Genomic DNA, 13,817 nt, shown 5'->3' with positions numbered 1-13,817 from the left:
CGGCATCAGCGGGACCGATCATGGCTGAAATCCGAGACATCGCTATCGTCAACGCACGCCTCGTCGATCCCGCGACGGGACGCGACGAGACGGGTTCGCTGCTGCTGCAGGGCGGGCAGATCGCCGACATCACCTGGGGCGCTGCGCCGGCGACCGGGGAGGGCGTACAGCGAATCGACGGCCGCGGGTTGGTGCTGGCGCCGGGCCTTGTCGACCTGCGCGCCTTTCTGGGCGAGCCGGGGGCGGAGTTCCGCGAGACGCTGAGCACCGGCTCGCAGGCAGCCGCCGCTGGGGGCGTCACCACGGTCGTCTGCCGGCCCGATACGGATCCGCCGGTCGACGACCCCGCAATCATCGACTTCATCAAGCGCCGCGCCCGCGACAAGGCGATCGTCAACGTCCTGCCGTCCGCGGCCCTGACCAAGGGCCTGCTCGGCAAGGAGATCACCGAATTCGGACTGCTCGGAGAGGCTGGCGCGGTCGCCTTCAGCGATGGTGCCAAACCCTTGCGCAATCCGCAGGTAATGCGCCGGGCGATGATCTACGCCCGGGACTTCGATGCGCTGATCATGAACCATGTCGAGGACCCCGATCTGCGGGGCTCCGGTGTGATGAACGAGGGCGAACTCGCCAGCCGCAAGGGCCTCCCGGGCATTCCGCAGGAAGCCGAGACGGTGATGCTGGAGCGTGACATCCGTCTCGCCCGGTCGACCGGCGCCCGCTACCACGCCGCGATGATCTCCTGCGCGGAATCGGTCGAACTCGTGCGCCGCGCCAAGGCGTCCGGCGTGGCGATGACTTGCGGCGTTTCGATCAACAGCCTGACGCTGAACGAGAATGACGTCGGCGAGTACCGTACCTTCTGCAAGGTCTCGCCGCCGCTTCGCAGCGAGGATGAACGTCTCGCGCTCGTCACGGCGCTGGCCGAAGGCGTGATCGACGTCGTCGTCTCCGACCACGACCCGCAGGATGTCGAGACCAAGCGACAGCCCTTCGCCGAAGCCGCCGACGGCGCGCTCGGGATCGAGACACTGCTCTCGGCGGCGCTCCGCATGGTCCAGGCCGGCCAGATCGACCTGGCTACGCTGCTGGCGCGACTGTCCTATCGTCCGGCGCAGCTGCTCGGGCTCGCCTGTGGCCACATCGCGATCGGCGCACCCGCCGACCTGATGCTGCTCGACGCCGAAGCGCCCTATGTCGTCGACAAGGCCAAGCTCAAGTCCCGGGCCAAGAACTCGCCTTTCGACGAGGCGCGGCTCGAAGGCATCGTTCAGGTTACATTCGTAGGCGGACGAGTGGTCTACGAGGCGCAACCCGGCTAGTCTGCCGCCAGAGAACGACAAGGGGCGAGGGGCGGCATGCCGGACATGATGAGTTGGGGCCTGTCCGGGCTCCAGATCCTGGCGGCGCTCGCGATGGGCTACCTGCTAGGCTCGATCCCGTTCGGCATCATCCTGACGAAGCTGAGCGGCGGGCCCGATCTGCGCAGCATCGGCTCCGGCAATATCGGCGCGACCAATGTCCTGCGCACCGGCAACAAGAAGCTCGCCGCCCTCACGCTGATCGGCGACATGCTCAAGGGCACGGTCGCGGTCCTGCTTGCAGCCTATCTGATCGGGGGCCGGGAGGCGGGACTGATCGCCGGATTCGGCGCCTTCATCGGCCACCTCTTCCCGGTCTGGCTGAGCTTCAAGGGCGGCAAGGGCGTCGCGACCTATCTCGGCATCCTCATCGGTCTCGCCTGGCCGGTCGCACTTGTCTTCGCCGTCATCTGGATCGCTGTCGCGTATCTCTCGAAATACTCGTCGCTCTCGGCCCTGCTGGCCAGCCTCATCGCGCCGCTGCTGCTCTGGCTCTGGTTGGGCGATCAGCGGGCTGCGCTGGTGATGGCCGTGCTGGCGGCGCTGCTCTGGTTCATGCACCGCACCAATATCGCCCGGCTGCTCGGAGGCAGTGAGGGCAAGATCGGCCAGAAGGGCTGAATGACATGGCTGGCATCGATCTCGACGATCGCCAGCGCCTCGACTGGCTCCGCCTGATCCGCAGCGAGAGCATCGGCCCCCGCACATTCCGCTCCCTGCTGAATCGATTCGGCGGTGCCGCTGCTGCCCTGGATGCGCTACCCGACCTCGCGCGGCAGGCCGGCCGCTCCTTGAAGCTCTGCGGAATCGCCGACGCCGAACGCGAATTGATCGCCCTGCGCAAGCTGGGTGGCCGGTTCGTCGCACTGGGCGAACCCGGCTATCCCAGGCCCCTGCAAGCCATCGATTCGGCACCGCCCATGCTCGCGGTCCTGGGTGCAAGCGACGTGATTCTTCGGCACTGCGTAGCGCTGGTCGGTTCGCGAAATGCCTCGGCCGCCGGCCAGAAATTCACCGCTCGCCTGGCGCACGACCTGGGCGATGCCGGATTCGTCGTCGTCTCCGGGCTGGCGCGCGGCATCGATACCTCAGCCCATGAAGCCAGCGTCGCCACCGGCACCGTGGCGGTTCTGGCTGGCGGGCTCGACGAAATCTACCCGCCGCAGAACCTGCCCTTGCTGCAGCGGCTGCTGGAGCGGGGCGCTGCGATCAGCGAGATGCCGCTCGGCTGGGGCCCGCGAGGCCGCGATTTTCCACGCCGCAACCGGCTGGTGTCCGGCCTCTCGCTTGGGACCGTGGTGGTCGAGGCCGCGCGCAAATCAGGCTCCCTGATTACCGCACGTTTCGCCAATGAGCAGGGCCGCCTCGTCTTCGCCGTGCCCGGCTCGCCGCTCGATCCACGAGCCGAAGGCGGAAACCATCTGATCCGCGAGGGTGCGATCCTGATTTCGGAGGCGACTCATGTCATCGAAGCGCTGCTGCCGCTGCGTGAGCAGAATCAAGGATTCGAGGCCGCGGCGGGCGTATGGAACGGTGAAAATGGGGGCGGCACCCACGCCTTGTGGGACGAGCTCGACCTCCCCGATGTCAGGCCCGCCGCGCGAAGCGAGATGCCGCTGGAACCGCCGCCGGGCGTCTTCGCACCGGTAGCGTCAACGGGGTCTGATCGGGACCGGCTTCTGGCCCTGCTCGGCGTGGCTCCGATCTCGATCGACGACCTCGTGCGCAGCAGCGGTCAGGCGGCCCGCGATGTCAGCCGGCTATTGCTAGAGATGGAACTTGCCGGCGACGTGGCGCGCCAGCCGGGTGGGCTGCTCAGCCGGGTGCCGCGCTGACGGCTGCGTCGTCGGGGCCGGGTGCCACCGAGCGCGCTTAACCTGCATCCCAGATCCTAGCGCGCCACTGGTTTCGCCAAGGCCCGGCGCTCGATCTGGATTGACGCCTCGATGCGGGCCATCTCCAGAAAATACGACAGCGCTTCCAGGTCCGCCGCCTTCGCCATCAGTCGCAATTCGGAGCTGATGTTCTCGATGTAAAGCGCTACCTCCAGTTGTAGCTCCGAGAGCATCGTTGGGTCAGGTGGGACGGTTTCTATAGCGCCAGGGCCGTCATCGTCGTGGCGCGCGTCGTCGTTCGGAATGGTCCAGGACCCGTGGCTACGCCCTAAAATTCGTGGTCCTCGCGATGCCATGAGCGCCGAACTCCCGGAGCCGTGCGCGAAAGTCGCGCTTCAATCGATCCGTGTTCATAATCTCGCAATCCAGATAAAATGCAACCAGTGCGAGCATAACTTTCGTCGAGTATGATCGTTGACGTAGCGGAATTCCGTCGCAAACCTTCAGGTCAGCAGCAACACGGCGACCGGTAGGGTGCCGAGTGCCAGCAAGGTCTGCATCGTGGTGATCTCTGCCATCAGTGGCGCGTCACCGCCGAGGTCCCTTGCGAGGAAATACGCAGCCGTGGCGGTGGGCACGGCGGCTGCGACGACGGTCATGGTCATTGCCGAACCGGAGATGCCGAACTGCCTCGCGATCGTCCAGGCGAGCAGCGGCATGACAACGAGCTTCAACCCGATGGCGAGCGCGTGAGGGAGCCTCGGCCTCGCGAGGCGATGCAGGTCGAGCCCGGCTCCGACCACGAGCAGCCCGGTCCCGAGCGCGGCCCGGCTCAGAATGTCGGCATAGGAGATCAACGCGCCGGGCAAGATCCACTGCACCTGGTTGAGGACCAGGCCCAGGGCCGACGACCAGATGAAGGGGTTGAACGCGATCGAGCGGATGGTAGCGGCCGCACTCATCGGCTTGCCCGTCGCATAGCGGGCGAGCACGAGGACGCACAGCACGTTCAGCAGCGGGATCATCGAGGCGATCGCGATCGCCATCATCGTCGCGCCGTTGCGGCCCAGCAGGCCCGATGCGAGCGCCAATGCGACGAAGGTGTTCCAGCGCACCGCGCCCTGGAAGATCGAGGTGAAGGCGGGACCGGCGATGCCAAGACGCAGCAGCAGCGGCCGTGACAGCAGAAGCAAGGCTGCGACGATCAGGATCGTCAGCACCAGGCTCAGCCCCATCGCAAGGACGGGCAGGCTGCCGAGATCTGCGGTCGCCAGCGTGTGGACCACCACCGCGGGAAACAGGACCTGATAGGTCAGCCGCTCGACGCCCTGCCACTGGGCTGGCGAGACCAGCCCGCGAGCTTTCAATCCCCAGCCCGTCGCGAGCACGAGGAAAACGGCAATCAGGCTGTTGATCATCGCTGCTGACTTAATCCTTGGGGCCGAGCCCCGAGCTCTCCGCCGGAACTGTGGCGGAACAAGCCGTTCCGGCTGCGGTTGATAAGGTGGAGAACGAGGGGATCTGCGAGCCAGGCAAGTCCGCTCTCACGACACAAGTCCGCTCTCACGACGCAAGTCCTCTCTCACGACGCAAGTCCTCTCTCACGACGGTTCGGACTCGACAAGAGGTGTTGCCACGAACCCGCCTGCATCCGCCGCAATGCCGACATGATCGGTTCAGGCCCCATTCAAGCGCCTCGCATCAATGTTGAGGCCAAGGGGTGCACAGACCTCAGGAGATATCATCATGACGACCAAGAGGACCTTTGTTGCTGCAAGCATCCTGGCGGTTGGCCTTGCCGGGGCCGGGATGTCGCCTGCGTTTGCTGGCGACCGCACCGTCAAGCTCGACAGCCAGCGACTGGACCGCAGCGCGGCCGAGTTCACCCAGTATCGCGGCTATGGCCGAGGCTGGCATGGCGGCCGCGGCTGGAATGGCGGTCGCAATGCGGCAATCGCGGGAGCCGTCGGACTCGGCGTTCTCGGTGCCGCCGCGATCGCTGCCAACGGCGCTTACGCCGCGCCCGGATATTACGAGTCCCCGGCCTATGGCTACGGCTACGAGGCCTACCCGGTCTATGACGAGCCCGTCCAGGTCTACCGTCCGCAGCGCTACTACCGCAGCGATTACTATTATGGCCGCGGGCCCTATGCCGGCACTTATCGCGGCGCGCCGGATCCGGCGCGTGGCGGCCGCTGACCGCTGAGGTCAGGCAAGGGCACAGGAGCGCGAGCGCAGGAGAATGACGATGAGGATCCTCAGCAAGTCCATGCTGGTCGGCGTCGGCATCGCAGCGTCTGCGCTCGTGTTGCTCGCCCCGGCTTCGGCGCAGTATAACGGCCGTGGCTATGAGCGTGACGATCGTTATCGGCCCGGCAATATCGAGGCGCAGAAGCGCGCCATCCGGGCACAGCGCGAGCAGCAGCGCCATGCGATGCGGGGCGGGTATTACGGGCCCCGTCCCGGCTACTATCCGGGTACGCGGGCCATTCCGAGCGGCAACGCTGCAACGGGTGGCAATGGCGGCCCCGGCGGAAACATCATCCAGCAAGGGCCGTACGGGAATTTTGCCGTTCCGGTCCAGCCGGGCAACAATAACGGCAACAACTGACGCTCCACTGGGAGGTCAGCGAAAGTCTCGGAAATGGCCCCCGCTACGAAGCGGCGAGCCATTTTTGATTCAGGCCTCGGCTGAAGGTTCGTTGGTCCGCTCCATCCGCATCAGGCGATCGAGGGCGCCCTGCAGGATGTAGGCTGCGGCCATCTTGTCGACCACGGCGGCTCGCTTGGCGCGCGAGGCATCTGCGTCCAGCAATGTGCGCGTGACCGCCATCGTCGACATGCGCTCGTCCCAGAATACGATCGGCAGCGTCGTCAACGGCACCAGGTTGCGTACAAAGGCGCGGGTCGACTGCACGCGCGGACCCTCGGTGCCGTCCATGTTCAGTGGAAGGCCGACGACAAGGCCTGCGACCTGATGCTTGTCGGCCACTTTCAGCAGCGCGACGACGTCTAGGCCGAACTTGACCCGGCGGATGGTCTCGAGCGGCGATGCGATCTGCCGTTCGAGATCCGACAGTGCCAGCCCGATCGTCTTGGTGCCGAGATCGAGCCCCAGCAACCTCGCGTGATCGGGGAGGTCCAGGAAGCTTTCCAGGGGCACGACATTGCTTGACATGACGCGCCCGGTAGCACGCGCCGCCGCTTCATGCGAGCGGCGCGTGCGGTCGCCCAGCTCGCGGTCGGGGTCAGTTCGCGGTCTGCGGGGTGATGCCGGCGGCTTTCATCGAGGCCGCCCATTTCTCGATCTCGGCGCTGAACCTCTTGGCATGTGCCTCGCGGGTCCATTCGGATTCCGGGAAGGCGCTGGTCCCGACCGACTTGAACCGGTCGAGAACGGTCGCGTCCTTGAGCGCTGCGCGCAGGGCGGCGTTCAGCTTGTCGAGCGCCGCCGCCGGCGTACCCTTCGGCGCGTAGAACCCGTGCCAGATCGTCATTTCGAGGTTGGAGCCAACCTCCTTGGCCGTCGGTGTGTTGGGGAGCACGCCCAGCCGCTCGGGCGAGGTCACCGCATAGGCGCGGATCTTATCACCCTGGATCTGCGGGACTGCGGTGGTCGACTGGTCGCAAAGCATGTCGACCTGGCCGGAGACGAGATCGTTCATCGCCGGCCCGGTGCCACGATAGGCCACCTGCGTAAACTTGACCGCCAGCGATTGGGACAGCAGCACGGCGCAGAGATGCGCGTTGGAACCGACACCGGCGTGGGCGATGGTCAGCTTCTCGGCCTGCGCCTTCGCATAGGGGAAGAAGGCCTTGGCGTCGGTCGGCGGCAGGGCGAGCTTGCCGGCGATCACCATTGGCCCCGTATTGACGAGCCCGATGGGCGCAAAGGCCGTCTGGGAGTCGTAGCCGAGATTGGAATAGAGCGAAGGCGCGGCGGCCAGAGCGAGGTGATGGATCAGGATGGTGTGCCCGTCGGCTTCGCTTGCGACCAGCCGCTTGGCTCCTGCCGTGCCACCGGCGCCGGCGATGTTCTCGATGATGACCTGCTGGCCGAGCGTGCGGCCCATGTGGTCGCCGAGCAGTCGGGCGATGACGTCGCTAGGTCCCCCGGCGGCGAAGGGCACAATCAGAGTGATCGGTTTCGACGGGAAGGTCTGGGCCGAGGCGGCAGGCGCCAGCCCCAGCGCCAGGAGAGCAGCAATCGCAATACGTCGTGTAATCCCAGGCATGCGTATCCTCCGCTTGTGATGAACCGCTCTGCGGCGGCTTGGTGGGGAAACTGGGCCGACAGGACCCGCGCTTCAGCGCAGGTCGGACAGGTAGTGAGCCTCCTCTGTCAGGCAGAGGCTGACGCGCAGCTCGACAGGCGAGCCGTCCAGCGACAGCGCGACACGGTCGATCCTCAGGGCGGGGGTGCCCGCTGCCGCGCCGAGCAGGGCGGCCTCGTCGTCGCGCAGCGCCACGGCCTTCAGCCGCTCGCGCGCATGGGCGATGGTCACGCCATAGCGGGCGGCATAGAGGCTGTAGAGGTTGTTGGGGACGGGGTGGTCCGCCAGGCCCGGAAAGAGCTGATGCGGCAGGCTCAGTGTCTCCAGGATGATGGGTTTGGTCTCGAAGGCGCGCAGCCGCCGGATGCGGATCACAGTAGCGCCATCTGCCAGGTCCAGCGCCGTGCGCTCGGCCTCGGCGGCCGTCCCGGTCTCGACGCCCAGAACCGTGCTTTCGGGGAAGCGCCGCTCGCCATCGTCGTGAACGAGCTTGAAGAACTGGAACAGGATGCGCCGTTCGTCATGCTCCGCGACGAAAGTGCCGCGCCCCTGGCGACGCACCAGCAGATTCTCGGCAGCGAGTTCGTCCAGCGCCTTGCGCACGGTGCCCTGGCTGACGCCGATCTCGGCCGCGAGTTGGCCCTCGCTGGGCAGGCTCGCCCCGGGCGCCCAGACGCCATCGACCAGCCGACGAATGAAGATGGCCTTCACCTGGCGATAGAGCGGCCGGAAACCCAGCGGCTCGGCGGCGCCATGCGTCGAAAGTCGATCGGAAATTTCGAGCTTGTGCACACTCATATGTCTTATATAAGACTTGTCTTCAGCTAGGTCGAGCCCCGATCTTGATGGGGTGGCGGATCGGTCATCACGCTTGCGAGGAGGCTGACTATGAGCAAACCCCATCTCCTGGTTCACGAGAAGAAGGACACCGTCGGCGTCGTCGTCGTCGAAGGCCTGAAGGCTGGCACGGACATGCTCGGCGTTGTCACGCACGACAATTCGGATTTCCGCCTGACCGCCAAGATGGACATCCCGATCGGCCACAAGGTCGCGCTCAAGGACATCAAGAAGGGCGAGACGCTTTGGAAGTACGGCCAGGACATCGGCATCGCGAAGGCGGATGTGAAGCAGGGCGAGCACCTGCATGTCCACAACGCCAAGACGAAGCGCTGGTGACCGCCGCGATCCGCGCCTGATCCGATCTCAAGACAGAAACAGGGTTCCCCTCGAGGTCGAGCCCGCCAAGTGGAGAGGACATCCCATGTCGATCGTTGCCAATTTCGATCTCGTGAAGGGCAAGCTCGCCCGCATCAAGGGCCGCAAGATCGAGGCGCCCGAGTTCAAGGCGCCCATGGTCAAGCGCCCCACCGGCCGCAGCCTTGACGCCTTCCATGGGTGGCGGCGCGAGAACGGTCGTGTCGGCGTGCGCAACCATGTCCTGCTGCTGCCGCTGGATGATCTTTCCAACGCCGCCTGCGAGGCCGTCGCCAACAACATCAAGGGCACGCTGGCGATCCCGCATGCCTATGGCCGGCTCCAGTTCGGCGAGGATCTCGACATCCATTTCCGTACGCTGATCGGCACCGGCGCCAACCCCAACGTCGCCGCCGTCGTCGTCATCGGCATCGAGGATGGCTGGACCAAGCGCGTCGTCGACGGCATTGCCGCGACCGGCAAGCCGGTGGTCGGCTTCGGCATCGAGGGCCATGGCGACATCGCCACCATCGCCAAGGCCTCCTATGTCGCGAAGGAATTCGTGCAGTGGGCAAGCGAGTTGCAACGCGAGAAATGCGGCATCGAGGAGCTCTGGGTCTCGACCAAATGCGGCGAGTCCGACACCACCACGGGCCTGTCCTCCTGCCCGACGGTGGGCAACATGTACGACAAGTGGATCCCGCGCGGCGTCTATGGCGTCTTCGGCGAGACCTCCGAGATCACCGGTGCTGAGCATCTCTGCAAGGCGCGCGCTGCGACACCTGAGGTTGGCGAGCGCTGGTACAAGATGTGGAAGGCCTATCAGGACGACGTCATCGAGGCCCACAAGACCGACGATCTCTCGGACTCGCAGCCGACCAAGGGCAACATCGCAGGTGGCCTGACGACCATCGAGGAGAAGGCGCTCGGCAACCTCGAGAAGATTGGCCGCGAGTGCAAGTTCATCGACATCCTGCAGCCGGCCGAAGCGCCGACCAAGGGGCCAGGGCTCTACTACATGGACACCTCCTCGGCAGCGGCCGAATGCGTGACGCTGATGGCGGCGGGCGGTTATGTCGTGCACACCTTCCCGACCGGGCAGGGCAACGTCATCGGCAACCCGATCGTCCCCGTGATCAAGATCACCGGCAATCCCAAGACGATGCGCACGATGCCCGAGCATATCGACGTCGACGTATCCGGCATCCTACGCCGCGACCTGACGATTCCGGAGGCCGGCGACGCGCTGATCCAGAACATCGTGCGCACCGCCAATGGCCGCCTGACCGCGTCCGAGGCGCTCGGCCACCGCGAGTTCTCTATGACAAAACTCTATCGCTCGGCCTGATCTCACGCCATCACCGGAGCCGCGACAGATGCGCGGCTCCGGTCCTATGAATCGGCTGAGAGCCCAACCAAGCCGGCAGGACTGACATGACCGATATCGTCATCACCGAATTCATGGACGAGGCGGCGGTCGCCTCGCTCAAGGCCCGATATACCGTCCATCACGACCCCGAGCTTTTCGGCAAGCCCAATGAGCTTGCCGAGCTGCTCGCCGATTGCCCGGCGCTGATCGTGCGAAACCAAACGCAGGTGAGGGGGCCAGTGCTCGACGCCGCCAAGACGCTCAGGGTGGTGGGCCGGCTCGGCGTCGGCCTCGACAATATCGACATGGAGACGTGCGAGGCGCGCGGCATCAAGGTCTTCCCGGCGACGGGCGCCAACAGTCTCTCGGTGGTGGAATACGTCATCGGCACCGCCATGACCCTGCTGCGCGGCGCCTATTTCGCCAATGCCGCGATGCTGGCCGGCGAATTCCCGAAGACAAAGCTGATCGGCCGCGAGATCGCCGGCAAGCGCATGGGCCTTGTCGGCTTCGGCGCAATCGCGCGCGATGTCGCCGGCCATGCCCGCGCACTCGGCATGGAGGTGGTCGCCTACGACCCCTATGTCGCAGCCGACCATCCTGCGTGGCAGTCGACCCAGCGTCTTGATCTCGACGCGGTGCTGTCGAGCGCCGACGTGATCAGCATTCACCTGCCGCTGACGCCTGAGACACGCGGACTGATCGGCGGCGATGCGTTCGCCAGCATGAAGCCCGACGCCATCCTGATCAATGCGGCGCGCGGTGGCGTCATGGACGAGACGGCCCTGGTTTCTGCTCTGAAAGGCGGCAGGCTCGGCGGGGCCGCGCTCGACGTGTTCGAGGAAGAACCCCTTAGAGGCGGCGCCAGAATTTTTGCCGGGACGCCGAACCTGATCCTGACGCCGCATATCGCGGGCAACACGGTCGAGTCGAACGGGCGGGTCTCGGGTCTCGTCGCCGAGCGGGTGATCGCGGCTTTGGAGGGGCGTGCATGAGCCGATTGCCGCTGGAGCAGGCGCAGGCGCGACTGGTCGAGCTCTTCGTCGCAGCGGGAGCCTCTTCGGCCAATGCGGCCTCCGTCGCCTGGGCGCTGGTCATGGCGGAAGCCGATGGCCTCAAGGGCCACGGCCTGTCGCGCGTGCCGACCTATCTTGCAATGCTGCGTTCCGGCAAGATCGACGGGCAGGCGGTGCCGACCGCATCGCGGCCGAAACCGGGCGTGCTCGCGATCGACGCCTGCCACGGCTTTGCCTATCCAGCGATCGATCTCGCGATCGGCGAGCTTCCCCAACTCGCGCGAGAGCAGGGCGTGATCGCCGCCCCGATCCGCCGCTCGAACCATTGCGGCGCAGCGGGCCTACATGTCGAGCGGCTTGCCCAGCAGGGGCTGGTCGCGCTGCTCTTCGCCAATACGCCGGCCGCAATCGCGCCCTGGGGTGGGGCCAAGCCGGTCTTTGGCACGAATCCGATCGCCTTTGCGGCGCCGCTGGCCGGCCGCGAGCCCGTGGTCATCGACATGGCGCTGTCCAAGGTCGCGCGCGGCCCCATCGTTGCGGCCAAGCAGAAGGGCGAGGCCATTCCCGAGGGCTGGGCGCTCGATGCCGCGGGACGGCCGACCACCGATGCCGGCGCCGCACTTGCCGGCACGATGGTGCCGCTCGGCGACGCCAAGGGCGCGACGCTCGCCATGATGGTCGAGATTCTGGCTGCGGCCCTCGTCGGCACGCATTTCGCGTTCCAGTCCTCGTCTTTCCTAGACGACAAGGGCGGCCCGCCCGACACCGGCCAGCTTATCCTGGCGATCGACCCCCACGCCATGGGCGGCCATTGGTTCGACGAACGCATGCGCATGCTCGCCCACGCCATCGAGGATCAGGACGGCACGCGCCTGCCCGGTGCGCGACGCTTGAATCTGCGTGCGAAGGCTAGGGCGGAAGGGATTCTAATCCCTCAGGAATTGCTTGAGGGATAGCGCCCTTTCCGTCATTGCGAGCGCAGCGAAGCAATCCAGCATTCGTAGAGCGCTACGCCCCTGGATTGCTTCGCTGCGCTCGCAATGACGGTTTGGGCCTTCACACGAAGTCGAAGGCGTCGACGTCGACCAGCCCCTTGTCGGTGATCTTGAGATGCGGGATCACCGGCAGCGTCAGGAACGCCACCTGCAGAAAAGGCTCGGCCAGCACGACGCCGAGCGCTTTCGCGGCGCTGCGCAAATCCACGAGCGCCAGATGCACGGCCTCGAAGGGCTGATCGCTCATGAGGCCGGCGACCGGTAGCGCGAGCTCCGCCGTCACCACACCGCCATCGGCCACCGCAAAGCCGCCGCCGATCGCGATCAGCCTGTTGGCAGCCGCCGCCATCGAGGCCTCGTCGACGCCGACGACGCAAAGGTTATGGCTGTCGTGTCCGACCGACGAGGCGATCGCGCCCTGCTTCATGCCAAAGCCGTGGACGAAACCCGTCGCGATGCCGCCGGTCTTGCCATGGCGCTCGATCACGGTGACCTTGACCGCGTCCTGCGCGATATCGACCAGCGCCTCGCTGTCGCGCGAGGGCAGGCGCATCGCCAGCCGCTCGGTGATGATCCGGCCGGGCACCACGCCGATCACAGGCGTTTCTCCATCGCGCGCTGTCGCCATGAAATCGTTTGCCGAAAGCGTGCGGCTCTTGACGCTGGCAAGCCCGACGGGCGCGATCTCGACGCGGTCGCTGAACAGCCCATCCTCGACCAGCCGGCCGCCCGTGAAGACATTGCGCACGGAGCACGCGGCAAGGTCCTCGACCAGTACGATGTCGGCCCGCTTGCCCGGTCCGATGAAACCGCGGTCGAACAGCCCGAAATTGCGTGCGGCCGACAACGTCGCGACGCGGTAGGTCGCGAGAATGTCGGCGCCGGCCGCGATCGCGGTGCGGATCATGTAGTCGAGATGCCCTTCCTCGGCGATATCCAGCGGGTTGCGGTCGTCGGTGCAGAAGGCGAGGAAGGGAGAGGCGTCCCGTGTGATCAGCGGGATCAGCGCGTGCAGATCCTTCGAGACCGAGCCCTCGCGGATCAGGATCGCCATGCCTTTGGCGAGTTTTTCGCGGGCCTCGTCGGCGGTTGTCGTCTCATGGTCGGTGCGGATGCCGGCGGCGATATAGGCGTTGAGGTCCAGGCCTCGCACCAGCGGTGCGTGCCCGTCGATATGGCGATGCGAAAACGCTTCCAGCTTGGCGAGGCAGACGGGGTCGCGATGGAGCACGCCGGGAAAATTCATGAACTCCGCCAGTCCGATCACCTTGGGGTGGTTCATCAGGGGCGTGAGATGTGCCGCGTCGAGCCGCGCGCCGGCTGTTTCGAGATGGGTCGCAGGCACACAGCTCGAGAGCTGCACGCGCAGATCCATCCGCATCGCCTCGGCGCAGGCGAGGAAATAGCGGATGCCCTCGACCCCCAGCACGTTGGCGATCTCGTGGGGGTCGCAAATCGCGGTCGTCACGCCGTGGGGCAGCACGCAGCGCTCAAATTCGAGCGGCGTCACCAGCGAGGATTCGACGTGGAGATGGGTGTCGATGAAGCCTGGAACTGCGATCAGCCCGCCGGCGTCGAACTCCGCCTTGCCCCGATAGCGTCCATGCGTGCCGACGATGGTGTCGCCGCAGAGCGCGATGTCGCTCTCGGCCACAGTCCCTGTGACGAGATCCAGCAGTTTTGCGCCGCGGATGACCAGATCGGCGGGCTCGTCGCCGCGTCCCTGGGCGATCCGGCGAGCAAGCGTGGCGGCATCGGTCATGGCGCTGATTC

The 13,817-nt window shown here is 66.1% G+C and carries 15 protein-coding genes; 9 read left to right on the top strand and 6 right to left on the bottom strand.

Annotation, left to right across the window (positions count from 1 at the left end; translation table 11 throughout):
* Window positions 1-29: 29 nt before the first annotated feature.
* Genes pyrC through dprA form a run of 3 tightly spaced genes read left to right on the top strand, consistent with a single transcriptional unit; the run spans window position 30 to window position 3,196 of the window.
* The gene (pyrC, locus tag AC1D2L_RS00865) at window positions 30-1,322 is read left to right on the top strand and encodes a dihydroorotase (RefSeq protein ID WP_476844646.1); all 1,293 of its coding nucleotides are present in this window, start codon (window positions 30-32) and stop codon (window positions 1,320-1,322) included.
* Window positions 1,323-1,358: 36 nt separating this feature from the next.
* The gene (plsY, locus tag AC1D2L_RS00860; protein ID WP_476843923.1) at window positions 1,359-1,982 is read left to right on the top strand and encodes a glycerol-3-phosphate 1-O-acyltransferase PlsY; all 624 of its coding nucleotides are present in this window, start codon (window positions 1,359-1,361) and stop codon (window positions 1,980-1,982) included.
* Window positions 1,983-1,996: 14 nt separating this feature from the next.
* On the top strand, window positions 1,997-3,196 hold the full coding sequence (gene dprA, locus AC1D2L_RS00855) for a DNA-processing protein DprA (RefSeq protein ID WP_476844645.1): 1,200 nt from the start codon (window positions 1,997-1,999) through the stop codon (window positions 3,194-3,196).
* Between the two features lie 56 nt (window positions 3,197-3,252).
* Here dprA and AC1D2L_RS00850 read toward each other — a convergent pair whose 3' ends face one another.
* Complete coding sequence (locus tag AC1D2L_RS00850) at window positions 3,253-3,429, bottom strand: hypothetical protein (protein WP_476843922.1); 177 nt, start codon at window positions 3,427-3,429, stop codon at window positions 3,253-3,255.
* A 270-nt stretch (window positions 3,430-3,699) separates the two neighbouring features.
* The gene (locus AC1D2L_RS00845) at window positions 3,700-4,614 is read right to left on the bottom strand and encodes an AEC family transporter (protein WP_476843921.1); all 915 of its coding nucleotides are present in this window, start codon (window positions 4,612-4,614) and stop codon (window positions 3,700-3,702) included.
* A 328-nt stretch (window positions 4,615-4,942) separates the two neighbouring features.
* Here AC1D2L_RS00845 and AC1D2L_RS00840 point away from each other — a divergent pair, with 328 nt between their 5' ends.
* Both AC1D2L_RS00840 and AC1D2L_RS00835 read left to right on the top strand, forming a co-directional pair.
* Complete coding sequence (locus tag AC1D2L_RS00840) at window positions 4,943-5,395, top strand: hypothetical protein (protein WP_476843920.1); 453 nt, start codon at window positions 4,943-4,945, stop codon at window positions 5,393-5,395.
* Between the two features lie 49 nt (window positions 5,396-5,444).
* Window positions 5,445-5,807 carry a hypothetical protein gene (locus AC1D2L_RS00835; protein WP_476843919.1) on the top strand — a complete coding sequence of 121 codons (363 nt, stop codon included), beginning with the start codon at window positions 5,445-5,447 and terminating at the stop codon, window positions 5,805-5,807.
* 69 nt (window positions 5,808-5,876) lie between these two features.
* On the opposite strand, the gene ruvX is transcribed toward AC1D2L_RS00835, so the two are convergent.
* The 3 genes from ruvX to AC1D2L_RS00820 all read right to left on the bottom strand — a co-directional run bounded on the left by ruvX (window position 5,877) and on the right by AC1D2L_RS00820 (window position 8,262).
* Window positions 5,877-6,374 (bottom strand): Holliday junction resolvase RuvX, encoded by a 498-nt coding sequence (ruvX, locus tag AC1D2L_RS00830; RefSeq protein WP_476843918.1) that lies wholly within the window; start codon window positions 6,372-6,374, stop codon window positions 5,877-5,879.
* A gap of 70 nt (window positions 6,375-6,444) precedes the next feature.
* Window positions 6,445-7,431 (bottom strand): tripartite tricarboxylate transporter substrate-binding protein, encoded by a 987-nt coding sequence (locus tag AC1D2L_RS00825; RefSeq protein WP_476843917.1) that lies wholly within the window; start codon window positions 7,429-7,431, stop codon window positions 6,445-6,447.
* A gap of 72 nt (window positions 7,432-7,503) precedes the next feature.
* Window positions 7,504-8,262, bottom strand: coding sequence for a GntR family transcriptional regulator (locus AC1D2L_RS00820; protein ID WP_476843916.1), 759 nt, complete (start codon window positions 8,260-8,262; stop codon window positions 7,504-7,506).
* A gap of 96 nt (window positions 8,263-8,358) precedes the next feature.
* Here AC1D2L_RS00820 and AC1D2L_RS00815 point away from each other — a divergent pair, with 96 nt between their 5' ends.
* The 4 genes from AC1D2L_RS00815 to AC1D2L_RS00800 all read left to right on the top strand — a co-directional run bounded on the left by AC1D2L_RS00815 (window position 8,359) and on the right by AC1D2L_RS00800 (window position 12,005).
* The gene (locus AC1D2L_RS00815) at window positions 8,359-8,646 is read left to right on the top strand and encodes a UxaA family hydrolase (protein ID WP_476843915.1); all 288 of its coding nucleotides are present in this window, start codon (window positions 8,359-8,361) and stop codon (window positions 8,644-8,646) included.
* A gap of 175 nt (window positions 8,647-8,821) precedes the next feature.
* Window positions 8,822-10,012, top strand: coding sequence for a UxaA family hydrolase (locus AC1D2L_RS00810; RefSeq protein ID WP_476844644.1), 1,191 nt, complete (start codon window positions 8,822-8,824; stop codon window positions 10,010-10,012).
* 86 nt (window positions 10,013-10,098) lie between these two features.
* The gene (locus tag AC1D2L_RS00805) at window positions 10,099-11,028 is read left to right on the top strand and encodes a hydroxyacid dehydrogenase (RefSeq protein ID WP_476843914.1); all 930 of its coding nucleotides are present in this window, start codon (window positions 10,099-10,101) and stop codon (window positions 11,026-11,028) included.
* Complete coding sequence (locus tag AC1D2L_RS00800) at window positions 11,025-12,005, top strand: Ldh family oxidoreductase (RefSeq protein WP_476843913.1); 981 nt, start codon at window positions 11,025-11,027, stop codon at window positions 12,003-12,005. The genes AC1D2L_RS00805 and AC1D2L_RS00800 overlap by 4 nt, the downstream gene beginning before the upstream one ends.
* Before the next feature lie 100 nt (window positions 12,006-12,105).
* Here the strand turns inward: AC1D2L_RS00800 and ade are convergent, their stop codons facing one another.
* On the bottom strand, window positions 12,106-13,806 hold the full coding sequence (ade, locus tag AC1D2L_RS00795) for an adenine deaminase (protein ID WP_476843912.1): 1,701 nt from the start codon (window positions 13,804-13,806) through the stop codon (window positions 12,106-12,108).
* Between the last annotated feature and the right edge of the window lie 11 nt (window positions 13,807-13,817).

Source organism: Allobosea sp. P1_B10 (assembly GCF_056406735.1).
The sequence above is the reverse complement of the archived record's forward strand: the minus strand, read 5'-3'. Positions and strand labels throughout refer to the sequence as shown.